This window comes from Streptomyces sp. NPDC003011, from assembly GCF_053591515.1.
Window position 1 is genome coordinate 12,829 of sequence record NZ_JBSFTY010000027.1, and the last position, 14,992, is coordinate 27,820.

A 14,992-nucleotide genomic window follows, 5' to 3' on the forward strand; every position below is an offset into this window, starting at 1 on the left:
ATGACGCCGAACGCCGCTTCCGCCTCCTCCGGGCCCAGCCGGAGAAGCTTCCTCGCCTCCACCGCGGTCGCCACCGCAGCGGTGGCGGGCGGGATGCCGCTGCTTGCCGCGTGCGGAGGGTCCGACGGCGGCTCCAAGGAGGGCACGACCGCGGGCAAGAACGCGAAGAAGATCCTTCCCGCCTTCGTGGCGCAGAACGTGGTGACGCCGGACATCCCGGCGAAGAACGGCTCCGCCGCCGGCTTCACCAGCGAGCTGTCTCTGGCCGACCTGAAGACCTCGGTGCCACAAAAGCTCGGCAAGGGCAGCACCATCAAGATCATGTCGCCGTTCTGGGGAACGCCGCCGAGGAGCGGCAATCCCTACTACACGACGATGAACGGGCTGATCGGCGCCGACATCGTCTGGCAGAACCAGGACGGCAACACGTACGACGAGAAGCTGGGCGCGGTCCTCGCCTCCAGTGACATGCCGGACGTCGTGGTGATCCCCAGCTGGAACATGGGCGGCAAGATACCCAGCGCCATCATCAGCAAGATGGCCGACCTCGGCCCGTACCTCTCGGGTGACAAGGTCAAGGAGTACCCGAACCTCGCGGCCATCCCGACGGACGCCTGGCAGTACTCCATCTTCGGCGGCAAGCTGCGCGGGCTGCCGATGCCCGCGCCCACCACCCCGGCCACCGTGCCCTTCTACCGCAAGGACGTCTTCGACAAGGAGGGGTACGAACTCCCCACCTCCGCCGATGAGTTCCTGGCCCTCGCCAAGGAGATCACCAACGCCAAGGCGAAGGTGTGGGCCTGCGACGACATGAAGTGGTCCGCCTTCAACATCTTCGGTGCGCTGGGCGGCGCCGAGAAGCCGCTCGGCTGGAACCTGGTCGACGGCAAGCTGATCTACCGCGTCGAGACCGACGAGTACCTCGAAGCGCTGGAGTGGACGCGGAAGCTCTACGCGGCGGGCGTCGTCCATCCCGACACCAAGGCGCAGAACCAGGGCACCGCGGGCCAGCGCTTCACCGACGGCCAGGTCCTGATGTACAACGGGAACATCGCGGACTGGTGGGGCAAGATGGCCGAACAGTCCACCCAGAACAAGGAATTCCGCATCGCGGGCATGGACATCTTCGGCCACGACGGCGGCGACCCCGAGCTGTTCGCCGTATCGCCCGCGGGCATCTTCGCCTTCGTCAACAAGAAGGCGTCGAAGGCCAAGATCCAGGACGTGCTGGCCGCCGCGAACGTCACCGCGGCCCCGTACGGCACCAAGGAGTACATGCTCACCAACTACGGGGTGGAGGGCACGCACTACACCCTCAAGGACGGGGTGCCGACCAAGAACGACAAGGGCAACCAGGAGGTCCTGAACGCCTTCGTCATGCTCGCCAGCCCCGCCCCGACCATCGCGCACCCCGACTTCCCGGACATCGCGAAGGAACAGGTGGAGTGGCAGCAGCGGATGGGCGCCTTCGCCAAGAAGACCCCCTTCTTCGGGATGCAGGTCACCGAACCCGCCCGCTACACCAACCTCTCCAACGACTTCGAGCAGCTGGAGGACGACATCGTCCGCGGCCGCAAGAAGATCAGCGACATGCAGCAGGCGGTGTCGGACTGGAAGAGCCAGGGCGGCGACAAGCTGCGGGACTGGTACAAGAAGCTGCTGGACGACAGCGGATCCGCGCAGGGGTGACGAAGTGGCACACAGCACCACTCCGGGCGCCGCCGCGCGCACGGCGCCGTCGTCGACGACGGACGACACCGCCGAACCCTCCGCCAAAGGGAGCAACTCCACCAAGGCCGCCAAGGCCGCCAAGCCCCCCGGGGTCTCCAAGGCCGAGAAGAAGGCCCTGAAGAAGGCCGCGAACGGCGGCACCCTCAGGACCCGCCTCAGGCGGGACCGCACGCTGATCCTGATGACCCTGCCGGCCGTCCTGCTGGTCCTGGTCTTCAACTACATACCGATCCTGGGCAACGTCGTCGCCTTCCAGGAGTACGACCCGTACGTCAGCGACAACGGCTTCGTCGCCATCTTCCACAGCCCCTGGGTCGGCTTCGAGCAGTTCTCGCGGATCTTCGAGGACTCGGCGTTCTGGGACGCCGTCCAGAACACGTTCGTCCTGTTCTCCCTCCAACTGCTGCTCTTCTTCCCGATCCCGATCGTGCTCGCGCTGCTCATCAACAGCGTGATCCGGCCTCGGGTGCGGGCGGTGTCGCAGGCGATCCTCTACCTGCCGCACTTCTTCTCCTGGGTGCTGGTCATCACCGTCTTCCAGCAGATCTTCGGCGGCGCCGGCATCATCGCGCAGACCCTGCGCGAGCACGGCTACGAAGGCTTCGACCTCATGACCGACCCGGGGATCTTCAAGTTCCTGGTGACGGCGGAGGGCGTCTGGAAGGACGCCGGCTGGGGCATCATCGTCTTCCTCGCGGCGCTGGCCTCCGTCAGCCCCGATCTGTACGAGGCCTCGGCGATGGACGGGGCCGGCCGGTGGCGCCGGATGTGGCACGTCACGCTGCCCGCGCTGCGACCGGTCATCGCCCTGCTGCTGGTGCTGCGTGTCGGTGACGCGCTCACGGTCGGTTTCGAACAGATCCTGCTGCAGAGAGACGCGGTGGGGCCGGGCGCGGCGGAAGTCCTCGACACCTATGTGTGGTGGAACGGCGTCCGCAACCAGGACTTCAGTTACGCGGCCGCGGCGGGTCTGATCAAGGGCGTGGTCAGTCTCGGACTCGTCCTCGCCGCGAACAAGGTCGCCCATCTCATGGGCGAGCAGGGGGTGTACAAGAAGTGAGCGCTGTCACCGAGGAACGGCCCAAGGCCCCCGCCCCGAAGGCTCCCGGACGCTGGGCCGCCCCGCCGCGGCCCGTCTGGGAGGAGAAGCCCAACCCGGCCGGACTGGCGGGCAAGGGCATCGTCCTGGCCTTCGCCTGCCTCGCCGTCCTGTTCCCGCTGTGGATCGTCGTCGTCACCAGTCTGTCCTCGAAGCAGGCCATCAGTGAGGCCGGCGGCCTGGTGGTGATCCCCAAGGACATCACCTTCGTCGCCTACCAGGAGCTGCTGAGCGGCGGCCAGGTCACCCGCGCCACCCTCGTCAGCCTGGGCGTCACCCTCGTCGGCACGGCGTTCTCGATGACGGTGTCCGTCCTCTCCGCGTACGGGCTCTCCCGCCTGGGGTCGGTCGGGCACCGCTGGTTCCTGATGCTCCTGCTCGCGACGATGTTCTTCGGCGCCGGTCTCATCCCCACGTATCTGCTGGTGCAGTCGCTGGGGCTGACGGACACGTATCTCGCGCTGATCCTGCCGAGCGCGATCAGTGTCTTCAACATCCTGGTCCTGCGGGCGTTCTTCATGAGCATCTCGCCGGAGCTCACCGACAGCGCGCGGATCGACGGGGCGGGGGACTGGCGGATCCTGTGGCAGATCGTGATGCCGCTCTCCCGCGCCGTCATCGCGGTGATCACGCTCTTCTACGCCGTCGGCTACTGGAGCGCCTGGTTCAACGCGTCGCTCTACCTGAGCGATCAGGACATGATGCCGCTGCAGAACGTCATGATCCAGCTCGTCCAGAAGCAGGAACCCCCGGTCGGCATGAGCCAGGCCATCAAGACGGGCCAGCTGTCCGCGCTCGGCGTCCAGATGGCGGTCATGGTGCTGGCGCTGCTCCCCGTCGCCGTCGTCTCGCCCTTCGTCCAGCGCCACTTCAAGAAGGGCATGCTGACGGGCGCGGTGAAGGGCTGACCCGCGCCCACCCAGCGGGGTACTTCTGCTGTCCGGCGGCTGCGGCTGCGTCGCGGCCGGTCGCGCGGTCCCCCGCGCCCTGAGGTTGCGTCCACTTCCCCTTCCTTGCAGATCGAGGTCCGTCATGCGTACGTCACCCCTGAGCCGGCGTGCCGTTCTCGCCGGAACCGCGGCCGCCGCCGCGCTCACCGCCGTCCCCGTGAGCCAGGGACGTGCGCACGCCGCCGGGACCGCCGGCGCCCCCGCGTACCGTTGGCGCACCGCTGTCATCGGCGGTACCGGCTTCGTCACCGGCGTCCTCTTCCATCCCTCCGTCCGCGGTCTCGCCTACGCCCGCACCGACATCGGCGGTGCCTACCGCTGGGACGACCGGGCCGCCCGCTGGACCCCGCTGACCGACCACCTCGGCTGGGACGACTGGAACCTCCTCGGGGTCGAGGCGATCGCGGTCGACCCGGTCCACCCCGACCGCGTCTACCTGGCCCTCGGCACCTACGCCCAGTCCTGGGCCGGCAACGGCGCGGTCCTGCGCTCCGAGGACCGCGGTGTCACCTGGACGCGCACCGACCTCACCGTGAAGCTCGGCGCCAACGAGGACGGCCGGGGCGCGGGGGAGCGGCTCCTGGTGGACCCGCGCGACAGCGACACCCTGTGGCTGGGCACCCGGCACGACGGGCTCCTCAAGTCCACCGACCGGGGCGCCACGTGGACAGCGGTGGGCTTCCCCGCCACGCCCAGCGCCACCGGCCAGGGCGTCACCCTCCTCGTCGCCGCCGGCCGCACCCTGTACGCCGGCTGGGGCGACGCGGACGGGACGGCCGCCAACCTGTACCGCACCGCCGACGGCACCACCTGGGAGGCCGTCCCCGGGCAGCCCGCCGGCACCGCCGCCAAGGTCCCGATCCGCGCCGGGTACGACCGGCACACCCGCGAGCTGTACGTGTCGTACGCCAACGCGCCCGGCCCCAACGGGCAGTCCGACGGCAGCGTGCACAAGCTGCGCACCACGGACGGCGAGTGGACCGAGGTCACGCCGGTCGAGCCGGGCGGGACCACCAGCGACGGGTCCGCCGACAGCTTCGGCTACGGCGGCATCGCCGTCGACGCCCGCCGGCCCGGCACCGTCGTCGTCTCCACCAACAACCGCTGGGCGGCGGTCGACACCCTGTACCGGACCACCGACGGCGGCCGGACCTGGACGTCCCTCAAGGACACCGCCGTGTTCGACGTGTCCGAGACGCCCTTCCTCAAGTGGGGCGGGGACCAGCCCAAGTTCGGCTGGTGGATCCAGGCGGTCGCCGTCGACCCGTACGACTCGAAGCACGTCGTCTACGGCACCGGCGCCACCCTCTACGGCACCCGGGACCTGAAGAACTGGGCTCCGCAGATCCGCGGCCTGGAGGAGTCGGCCGTGCGCCAGCTGATCTCGCCCCCGGCCGGGAAGGCGCATCTGCTCAGCGGACTCGGGGACATCGGCGTGATGTACCACGAGCGGCTCACGGCGTCCCCGTCGCGCGGCATGGCGACGAACCCCGTCTTCGGGTCGGCGACGGGCCTCGCGCAGGCCGCGCGCAGACCGGCGTACGTCGTCCGCGCCGGCTGGGGCGACCACGGCAACGGCGCCTCCTCGCACGACGGCGGGCAGACCTGGGCGCCCTTCAAGGCCCAGCCCGCCATCGCCAAGGACGCGCCGGGGCCGATCGCCACCAACGCCGACGGCAGCGTGCTGCTGTGGTCCTTCGTGCACTGGGACGGCACGAAGTACGCCGCCCACCGCTCGGCGGACAACGGCGCCACCTGGTCCGAGGTCCCCTCCTTCCCGAAGGGCGCCGCACCGGTCGCCGACCCGGCCGACCCGGCGCTCTTCTACGCGTACGACACCGATGCGGGGACGCTGCTCGCCAGCACCGACAGCGGCCGGACGTTCACCGCGCGGGCGACCGGACTGCCCGCCGGTGACAGCCAGTTCAGGGTGGTCGCGGCGCCGGGCCGGTCCGGTGACCTGTGGCTCTGCGCGAAGTGGAACGGGCTCTACCGGTCCACCGACGGCGGGGCCACCTTCGCGAAGGTCGACAGCTGCTGGGCCTCCTACACCCTCGGCTTCGGCAAGGCGGCCGACGGGGCGCGGTACCCCGCCCTCTACCAGGTCGGCTCCACCGACACCATCACCGCCGTCCACCGCTCCGACGACGAGGCGAAGACCTGGGTGCGGATCAACGACGACCAGCACCAGTGGGGCTGGACCGGCGAGGTCATCACCGGCGACCCGCGCGTGTACGGCCGCGTGTACCTCGCCACCAACGGACGCGGGATCCAGTACGGGGAGCCGGTCTGATGCCCTCGCTGCGCGACACGACCCGGGGCCGCATCCTCTACGGCGGCGACTACAACCCGGAGCAGTGGCCAAAGGAGACCTGGCACGAGGACGTCCGCCTGATGAAGGACGCCGGCGTCAACTCCGTCACCCTCGGCGTCTTCTCCTGGGCGAAGCTCGAACCGCGCCCGGGGGCACGGGAGTTCGGCTGGCTGGACCGGCTGATGGACCTGATGCACGAGAACGGCATCGGGGTCGTCCTCGCCACCCCCACCGCCTCGCCCCCGCCGTGGATGGGGCACCTGCACCCCGACACCCTGCCCGTCGACCAGGACGGCCGCACCGAGTGGTGGGGCGGACGCCAGCACTTCTCGCACTCCAGCGCCACCTACCGCCGCTACGCCGCCGCCATCACCGAGGACCTCGCCGCCCGCTACGGCAGCCACCCGGCCCTCACCCTGTGGCACATCAACAACGAGTACTGCACCTTCGACTGGAGCGACGAGGCCGCCGCCCGCTTCCGCCGCTGGCTCCAGGACCGCTACGGCTCCCTCGACGCCCTCAACGAGGCCTGGGGCACCGCCTTCTGGAGCCAGGGCTACGGCGACTGGGCCGAGATCCACACGCCCCGTCACGCGCACTACCTGAAGAACCCCGGCCAGGTGCTGGACTTCCGGCGGTTCACCTCCGACATGCTCCTGGAGTGCTACGCCGCCGAGCGGGACATCGTCCGCCGGGCCACCCCGCACCTCCCCGTCACCACCAACTTCATGCCGCTGTGGATCGGCCAGGACGCCTGGCGCTGGGCCGAGGAGGAGGACGTCGTCTCGGTCGACCTCTACCCCGACCCGCGCGACCCGCTCGGCGCGCAGAACGGTGCCCTCGTCCAGGACATGACCCGCTCGCAGGCACGCGGCCCGTGGATGCTGATGGAACAGGCGGCCGGTCCCGTCAACTGGCGGGGCGTGAACCACCCCAAGCCGCGTGGCCTCAACCGCCTCTGGTCCCTCCAGGCCGTGGCCCGGGGCGCGGACGCCGTCTGCTACTTCCAGTGGCGCCAGTCCCGGCAGGGCGCGGAGAAGTTCCACTCCGGGATGGTCAGCCACGCGGGGCCGGAGGGGCGGACGTACCAGGAGGTCAAGCAGCTCGGCGCCGACCTCGCGCGGATCGGCGAGCGGGCGGCGGGCAGCCACACCGCCCACGACATCGCGATCCTGCACGACTGGCACGCCTGGTGGGCCGGCGCCCAGGACGGCCGCCTGTCCACGCACGTCGACCACCCCGAACTCCTGAAAGCCTGGCACCGGGCCTTGTGGGAGGCCCACCTCACCACCGACTTCGCCCACCCCGAGCACGACCTGAGCGCCTACAGGCTGGTCGTCGTCCCCCAGCTGTACGCCCTCACCGACGCGGCGATCGAGAACCTCCTCGGGTACGTCCGGGGCGGCGGCACCCTCGTCTCCGGCTTCCTCACCGGCATCGCCGACGAGGACGACCGGGTACGCGCCGGTGGCATGGACGCCCGGCTGCGCGAACTGGTCGGCATCCGCACCCTGCACGAGTGGTGGCCGCTGGACCCGGGCGAGCACGCCGACTGCGACGGCTTCCGATCCACCCTGTGGTCGGAGGAGATCGAGAAGCGCGAGGACGCCGAGACGGTGGCCGCGTACAAGGGCGGCGAGCTCGACGGTCTGCCGGCCGTGCTGCGCAGAGGACGCGCCTGGTACGTCTCGACGCTGCCCGAGCCGGAGGCGCTGCGCGACCTGCTCGCCCGGATCGCCGCCGACGCGGGCGCCCGCCCCGTGCTCGACGCGCTGCCCGCCCAGGTCGAGGCGGTCCGCCGCGGTGACCTGCTGTTCCTCCTCCACCACGGCCGCGAGTCCGTGACGGTCGGGGTGCCCGGCACCCACCGGGACCTCCTCACGGACACGACGGTGACGGACGAGATCACCCTCGGCCGCTACGGTGTGGCGGTGCTGACGTGATGAGCACCGGACCCGTCCACGGCACCTGGGAACCACGGCCCGCCGCCCGCTGGGAGGACGCCTACCTGAGCGGCAACGGCCGCCACGGCACCCTCGCGTTCGGCGATCCGGACGACGAGCGGGTCATCGTCACCCACCACACCCTGGTCCGCCCCAACGGCGGCGAACACGCCCGCCCGCCCGAGCTCGCCGCCGAACTCCCCGCCCTCCAGGACCGGTTGCTGGCCGGAGAGCCGACCGCCGCCGAGACCTTCACCGACGGCCGCGACCTCCAGTGGGTCCAGCCCTTCCACCCCGCCTTCCAGATACGGCTGCGCAGGCCGGCTCGGGACCGCGAGCCCCGCGCGTACCGCCGCTGCGTCGACTTCACCACCGGCGAGACGACGGCCGAGTGCCCGGGGTGGCGCAGCCGGGTCTTCGTCTCCCGTGCCGACGATGTCGTCGTCCAGCGCGTCGACGCCTGCGACCTGGACATCTCCCTCGACCACCGGCTCCCCGGCGCACCGCACGACCTGGCCGTCGGCCAGGGTGCCGTGCTCACCCCCGAGGGCGCCCTGCTCACCCTGCGCGCCCGCTACCCCGGCAGCGACCGCGCGTACACCGGTGTGACGCTGATCGCGGTCACGGGCGGCCGGACCACCCTCACGCCTCCCGGGCTGCGCGTCACCGGCGCCGAGTCGGTGCTGCTCCTCACCCGCGTCCTGCGCCACCCGGGCGCTCCGAAACCGGGCGCGTGGCACACGGACGCGCCCGCCGCCGGCGCACCGACCGCCGACCCCCTGACCGCCGACCCCCTGACCGCCGACCCCCTGACCGCCGACCCCCTGACCGCCGACGCCCTGACCGCCGGCCACGCGACCGCCGCCGAGCCGGACGCCCTCGCCCACGCCCGTGCCCTCGGCGACCTGATCCCGGACGGCGAGGACCCCTACGCCCGCCTCCTGGCCGGTCACACCGCGACACACGGCGCCGCCTACCGGCGGGTGACCCTGGACCTGGACGCGGACCCGGCCGAACGGGCCCTTTGTGGAACGGAGTTGCTGGGCCGCCCCGAGAGCCCCGCCCTCCTGGAACGGCTCTTCGCCGCCGGCCGCTACCACCTGCTCTCCGCCAGCGGCATGCTGCCGCCCCGCCTCGTCGGCCTGTGGACCGGCGACTGGAACACGGCCTGGTCGGGCGCGTTCACCACCAACGCCAACCTCAACCTCCAGACCGCCTCCGCCGCGGCCGCCGCCCTCCCCGAAGTCACGGAGGCCCAGGCGTCGCTGATCTACCGTCAGCTCGGTGACTGGGCCGAGAACGCCCGCGCGATCTTCGGCGCCCGAGGCGTCGTCGCGCCCTCCCACACCGACGGCGAGTCCGGCTTCAGCTACCACTTCAGACGGGAGTACCCGCTCCACCTGTGGACCGCCGGCGCCGACTGGCTCCTCAAGCCTCTCGTCGACCACGACGAGGCCCGCGGTGAACAGGACCCGCGCACCGCCCACGTCCTCGCCCAAGTCGCCCTGTTCTACGAGGACTTCCTCACCCGCACCGACGAACACGGCCACCTGGCCGTCGTCCCCTCCTACTCGCCCGAGAACCGCCCGGCGAACGCCGGCTGGGGAGCGGTCGACGCGGCCATGGACCTCTCGGCCGCCCGCCACGCCCTGCGCACCGCCGCCGCCTACCACCCGGACCGGGCGGATGCCTGGCGGGCGCTCGCCGACCGCCTCCCGCCCCACCGGATCAACGCCGACGGCGCCCTCGCCGAGTGGGCCCGGCCCGGTCTCGACGACACCTACGACCACCGCCACCTCAGCCACCTCTACGGCGTCTGGCCGCTGGACGAGATCAACCCGTACGACACCCCGGACCTCGCCACGGCCGCCCACCGGGCGCTCGAACTGCGGGGCGCCGAGAACGACTCGGCCCACGGGCACCTGCACCACGCCCTGGTCGCCGCCCGGCTGCGCGACGGCGAACGGGTCGCGCACGCCCTCGGCCAGGTCCTCAAGGGCGACTTCTTCCACGCCTCGCTGATGAGCGCGCACTACCCGAACCGTGACGTCTACAACGCGGACGCCGCGCACACCCTGCCCGCCGTGCTCATCGAGATGCTCGTGCAGTCGACCCCGGACCGGCTGGTCCTGCTGCCCGCGCCGCCGCCGACCTGCCCGAGCGGCCGGCTCCTCGGCGTCCGCACCCGGTTCGGCGCGGAACTCGACCTCACCTGGAGCCCCCGAGAAGCGACCGCGGTGCTACGCCCCACGCGTACCCACCGCGTCGAACTCCGGACTTCCTCCGGCGCACGACCGCTCGACCTCGTCGCCGGAGAAGACCACGTCCTCACGCTGAGGACGTGGTAACTCCCCCTCCCCGCATTTCCCCCCACCCATGGAAAGGGACACCATGGCAAAGAGCACACTCCGCAAGGCCACCATGGCCCTGCTCGCCCCGGCGATGGCCCTCGGCGTCACCGTCGGACTCGCCTCCGCCCCCGCCTCGGCCGCCGTCTGGAGCTCCTGCGACCAGTGGGGCAACACCAGCCTCAACGGTTACACGCTCTACAACAACATCTGGGGTTCCGGCGCCGGCAGCCAGTGCATCTGGGCCAACTCCGGCACCAACTGGGGCGTCAACGCCAACCACCCCAACACCGGCGGCATCAAGTCCTACCCGAACTCCAAGAAGGTGATCAACAAGACGATCACCTCGCTGGGTTCGCTCTCCAGCAGCTACAACGTCTCGGTCCCGTCGTCCGGCGCGTACAACACCTCGTACGACATCTGGGACACCGACTACGACTACGAGATCATGCTCTGGGTCAACAAGACCGGAGCCGTCGGCCCCCTCGGCACCTCGCAGGGCAACGTGACGCTCGGCGGCCACACCTGGACCGTCTACAAGGGCACCAACGGCGCCAACGAGGTCTTCTCGTTCATCCGCACCTCGAACTCGTCCTCCGGCACCGTGAACATCCTGCCGATCCTCAAGTGGATCAAGGACACCAAGGGCTGGATGGGCAACGAGACCATCGGAGACGTCCAGTTCGGCTTCGAGATCACCTCGTCGTCCGGCGGCCTGGACTTCGCCACCAACAATTTGACGGTCAGCAGCAGCTGATCCGAGCCCGAGCCGGCGCCGCCCTCCTCGCGAGGAGCGGGGCCGGCTCGGGCCGCTACCGGGCCGACGTGGTCTCTCGCACCCACGGCAGCAGCAGCCGTTCCGCCAGGACCAGGGCGTAGAACAGCACCACGCTCATCACCCCCAGCAGGGCGACGGCGGCGAACGCCAGTGCCGTGTCCGAGTTCGCCCCGGACTGCTGGATGACGAAGCCGAGCCCTTCGTCGCCGGCGCTGAACTCGCCGATCACCGCCCCGACCGCGGCCAGCGGCATCGCGACCTTCAGCCCGACGAAGATCTGCGGCAGCGCGCTCGGGAAGCGGAACCTCAGGAAGGTCCGGGTCCGGGACGTGCGCAGGGACCGGGCGAGCTCCACCAGTTCCACCGGCGTCGAGGTGAGCCCCTGGGCGACCGACAGGACGATGGGGAAGAAGCAGACCAGCAGGGTCATGACCACCTTGGGCTGCTGTCCGAAGCCCATCCAGACCACCAGCAGCGGTGCCAGTGCCACCTTGGGCACGGCGTTGAAGGCGACCAGGAGCGGGGCGAACATCAGTTCCACGATCCGGGAGGCCGCGATCGCCACACCGATCACCAGACCCGCCACCGCGGCCGCGGCGAAGCCCAGCACGACGACGGTGAGCGTGGTCAGCGCCTCGCCGAGGAGATAGCCGGGCAGGCTCAGGAAGGCGGCCAGGACGTCGGCGGGGGAGGGCGCGATGATCTCGGGCACGTCGAGGACGGCCACCACCAGTGCCCAGCCCCCGAGGGCGGCGGCCAGACCGAGCACCGGCCACCCGGCCGCCATGAGGCGTCTGCCCAGACCGTTCGCCTCCTTCACCGGCCGGGACTCCACCCGCCGGGACTCCACCCGCTGGGACTCCACCGGCCGGGACTCCACCGGCCGGGACTCCACCGGCCGGGACTCCACCGGCCGGGACTCCGCTGCTCGCCCTCCACCGGTCAGGACTTCGGCACCAGGTCGAAGGAGACCAGCTGCTCCGGCTTCAGCCCCGGCCGCACGGCACCGGCGTCCACCAGCGTCCTGATCGCGCCGGCCACGCGGGCACGGTCCATGGTGCCGATCGGAGCGCCGTCCTCCTTCGGCCGTACGGCGGCGCCGACCAGTTCGATCTCGGCGGCGGCGGTCTCCTCGTCCACCGTCGGGTGCCTGTCGTGCATCAGCCGCGCGGCCTCCTGAGGGTGCTCGATCACGTCACGCATGCCCTTGAGCAGCGCGGTCGTGAAGCGTTCGACCAGGTCGGGGTCCTCGGTGGCGATCTTCGTGGTCGTGGTGACGGCCGCGCCGTAGCTCTCGGGCAGGTACGCGCTGAAGGGGAGGACGACGACCTCCTTGCCCCGGACGGCGTTCTCGATGGTGGGGCGGCCCACGCGGTACTGCCCGACCGCGTCGACCGAGCCGGAGCCGAGGTTGACCCCCAGCTGCTGGGGCTCCAGGTTGACCCAGTCCACTTCAGCGGCGTCGAAGCCGGCGAGCTTCGCGTACGCCGGGAAGAGGGCGCCGATGACCGAGCCGGCCGGGTCCGCCACCTTCCTGCCCTCCAGGTCGGCCGGTTCCTCGATGCCGCTGCCGGCCAGCGCCATCACGGCGGCGTCCGTGGTCTGGTGGATGGCCGCGACGGCGGTGACGCCGGAGACCTTGCCGCCGCCGAGCTGGATGATGGTGCTGCTCAGGTCGACGGGGGCGAACTGGGCCCGGCCGCCGGCCAGCGCGGCGAGGGAGGAGCCGCTGCCCTGCCCCGGTTCGATGGTGACGTCCACGCCGGCGTCCTCGAAGTAGCCCCTGTCCTGGGCCACGTACGCGTAGGCCTCGCGGCCGAAGGTGCCGAAGCCGGTGAGGTAGGTGACCCGGTCCGGCGCGGGGTCCTCGGAGGAGGAGCCGCCGCCTCCTCCGGTGTCGTCGTCGGATCCGCAGGACGAGGTGAGCGCCGCCGTCAGTGCGACGGCGAGGAGCGCGGCGGATAACCGCGATGTCCGTCTCATGCCGTCAAGTGGAGCCGTCTCGGGGGTGATCTGTCGATACCGAGGACCGGTTTGGCATGTAACAAACAACGAACACCGGGTGATCACGGGGGTGCCGCCCTATCCTCGGCGGTACCGCTCCAGACGAACCGGTGATGGGGGAACCGTGATCCGAGTGCGCGGCATGTCCAAGAGCTACGCGGGACGCAGGGGGACCGTCGAGGCGCTGCGGGGCATCGATCTGCACGTCCGGGAGGGGGAGTTCACGGCCGTCCTGGGCCGCTCGGGCTGCGGCAAGTCCACCCTGCTCCGGGTGCTCGCCGGCCTGCTCCCGCCCTCCGCCGGCGAGGTCACGATCGCGGACGAGCCGGTGCGCGAACCACGCCGGGACGTGGCCATCCTCTTCCAGCGCCCGGCCCTGCTGCCCTGGCGGACGGCCCTGGACAACGTGCTGCTCCCGGTCGTCGTCCGCGGCCGCCCCACCCCGGGACACCGGGCCGCGGCCAGGGAGTCACTGCTGCGCGTCGGACTGGACGCGCCCTTCCACACCCGGCTCCCGCACGAACTGTCCGGCGGCATGCAGCAGCGGGTGGCACTGTGCCGGTCCCTGATGCAACGGCCGCGCGTGATGCTCATGGACGAGCCGTTCTCGGCGCTGGACGCGCTGACCCGCGAGGAACTGTGCGAGGTCCTGCAGCGGGTCCACATGGAGCACGGCGCCACCGTCGTCCTCGTCACCCACTCGATCGAGGAGGCCGTGCTCCTTGCCGACCGGGTCGTGGTCCTCAGCCCCCGCCCGGGCCGGATCCGCACGGCCCTGGAGGTCCCCGTGCCCAGGCCCCGCTCGCTCGGCCGTGACACGCACGCCGCCGAACTGGCCCGCTGCCGCACGGAACTCCACGAACTCCTGCTGGCCAGCCACAGGACGGGGGTATGAGGCGATGGAACTGCGCGTGTTCACCGAGCCGTACCACGGCGCGACCTACGCCGACCTGCTGCGCGCCGCCCGGCACGCCGAGAGCTGCGGCTTCGACGGCTTCTTCGTCGCCGACCACTACCACCCGATGCACTACGGCGACGGCCTGCCCGGCCCCACCGACGGCTGGACCACGCTGGCCGGACTCGCCCGGGAGACGACGACGATCCGCCTGGGCACCCTGATGTCCTCGGCGACCTTCCGCCACCCGGGACCGCTGGCGGTGCTCGCCGCCCAGGTGGACGCCATGAGCGGCGGCCGGGTCGAACTCGGTCTCGGCGCGGGCTGGTTCCCGCTGGACCACAGCGCGTACGGCATCCCGTTCCCGCCGCCCGGCGAACGCTTCGACCGGCTGGCCGAGCAGCTCCAGGTGGTCACCGGCCTGTGGACCACCGCGCCCGGCGAGCACTTCACGTACGAGGGCCGCCACTACCGTCTGACGGACTCGCCCGCCCTGCCCAAACCCGTGCAGCGGCCCCGGCCGCCGATCATCGTGGGCGGCCGGGGCCCCCGGCGCACCCCGGCCCTGGCCGCCGCCCACGCGGACGAGTTCAACCTGCCCTTCACCCCGCCCGCGCTGAGCGCCGACCGCTTCGCCCGGGTGACGGCGGCCCGGCCGGACGACCGCCCGCCGCTGGTCCTGTCGATCAGCCTGGCCGTGGCCTGCGGCCGCAGCGAGGCGGACGTCACCCGGCGCCTGGCCCTGCTGCGCGAGGAGTCCCGGCTGCCGCCGGAGGAGGCGCTGTCCGGCTCCCCGGCGAAGATCGCGGACCTGATCGGCGAGTACGCCGGCCTCGGCGCGACCCGCGTGTACATCCGGCTGCGCGACCTGTCCGACCTCGGCCACCTGGACCTGCTGGCGGCGGAGGTGGCGCCCCGACTGCCCTGAGA

Annotated in this window: 11 protein-coding genes; 9 read left to right on the forward strand and 2 right to left on the reverse strand. The window is 71.4% G+C overall.

Going from position 1 to position 14,992, the window contains the following annotated elements; translation table 11 throughout:
- From ACWD0J_RS16005 to ACWD0J_RS16035, 7 genes are all read left to right on the forward strand, one after another.
- Positions 1–1,689, forward strand: coding sequence for a Tat pathway signal sequence domain protein (locus ACWD0J_RS16005; protein ID WP_451496409.1), 1,689 nt, complete (start codon positions 1–3; stop codon positions 1,687–1,689).
- Between the two features lie 4 nt (positions 1,690–1,693).
- Positions 1,694–2,791, forward strand: a complete 1,098-nt coding sequence (locus ACWD0J_RS16010; RefSeq protein ID WP_451496410.1) for an ABC transporter permease — start codon at positions 1,694–1,696, stop codon at positions 2,789–2,791.
- Positions 2,788–3,738, forward strand: a complete 951-nt coding sequence (locus ACWD0J_RS16015) for a carbohydrate ABC transporter permease (RefSeq protein WP_451496411.1) — start codon at positions 2,788–2,790, stop codon at positions 3,736–3,738. Before ACWD0J_RS16010 ends, ACWD0J_RS16015 begins: the two co-directional genes overlap by 4 nt.
- A gap of 124 nt (positions 3,739–3,862) precedes the next feature.
- Complete coding sequence (locus ACWD0J_RS16020; RefSeq protein WP_451496412.1) at positions 3,863–6,073, forward strand: WD40/YVTN/BNR-like repeat-containing protein; 2,211 nt, start codon at positions 3,863–3,865, stop codon at positions 6,071–6,073.
- On the forward strand, positions 6,073–8,037 hold the full coding sequence (locus ACWD0J_RS16025) for a beta-galactosidase (protein WP_451496413.1): 1,965 nt from the start codon (positions 6,073–6,075) through the stop codon (positions 8,035–8,037). Before ACWD0J_RS16020 ends, ACWD0J_RS16025 begins: the two co-directional genes overlap by 1 nt.
- Positions 8,037–10,385 carry a glycosyl hydrolase family 95 catalytic domain-containing protein gene (locus ACWD0J_RS16030; RefSeq protein WP_451496414.1) on the forward strand — a complete coding sequence of 783 codons (2,349 nt, stop codon included), beginning with the start codon at positions 8,037–8,039 and terminating at the stop codon, positions 10,383–10,385. Before ACWD0J_RS16025 ends, ACWD0J_RS16030 begins: the two co-directional genes overlap by 1 nt.
- A gap of 43 nt (positions 10,386–10,428) precedes the next feature.
- Positions 10,429–11,142 (forward strand): glycoside hydrolase family 12 protein, encoded by a 714-nt coding sequence (locus ACWD0J_RS16035; protein ID WP_451496415.1) that lies wholly within the window; start codon positions 10,429–10,431, stop codon positions 11,140–11,142.
- A gap of 55 nt (positions 11,143–11,197) precedes the next feature.
- On the opposite strand, the gene ACWD0J_RS16040 is transcribed toward ACWD0J_RS16035, so the two are convergent.
- On the reverse strand, positions 11,198–12,073 hold the full coding sequence (locus ACWD0J_RS16040) for an ABC transporter permease (protein ID WP_451496416.1): 876 nt from the start codon (positions 12,071–12,073) through the stop codon (positions 11,198–11,200).
- Between the two features lie 32 nt (positions 12,074–12,105).
- Positions 12,106–13,146 (reverse strand): ABC transporter substrate-binding protein, encoded by a 1,041-nt coding sequence (locus ACWD0J_RS16045; RefSeq protein ID WP_451496417.1) that lies wholly within the window; start codon positions 13,144–13,146, stop codon positions 12,106–12,108.
- A gap of 145 nt (positions 13,147–13,291) precedes the next feature.
- On the opposite strand from ACWD0J_RS16045, the gene ACWD0J_RS16050 reads away from it, so the two are divergent.
- Complete coding sequence (locus ACWD0J_RS16050) at positions 13,292–14,062, forward strand: ABC transporter ATP-binding protein (protein WP_451496418.1); 771 nt, start codon at positions 13,292–13,294, stop codon at positions 14,060–14,062.
- 4 nt (positions 14,063–14,066) lie between these two features.
- Positions 14,067–14,990, forward strand: a complete 924-nt coding sequence (locus ACWD0J_RS16055) for an LLM class F420-dependent oxidoreductase (RefSeq protein ID WP_451496419.1) — start codon at positions 14,067–14,069, stop codon at positions 14,988–14,990.
- The last annotated feature ends 2 nt before the right edge of the window (positions 14,991–14,992 follow it).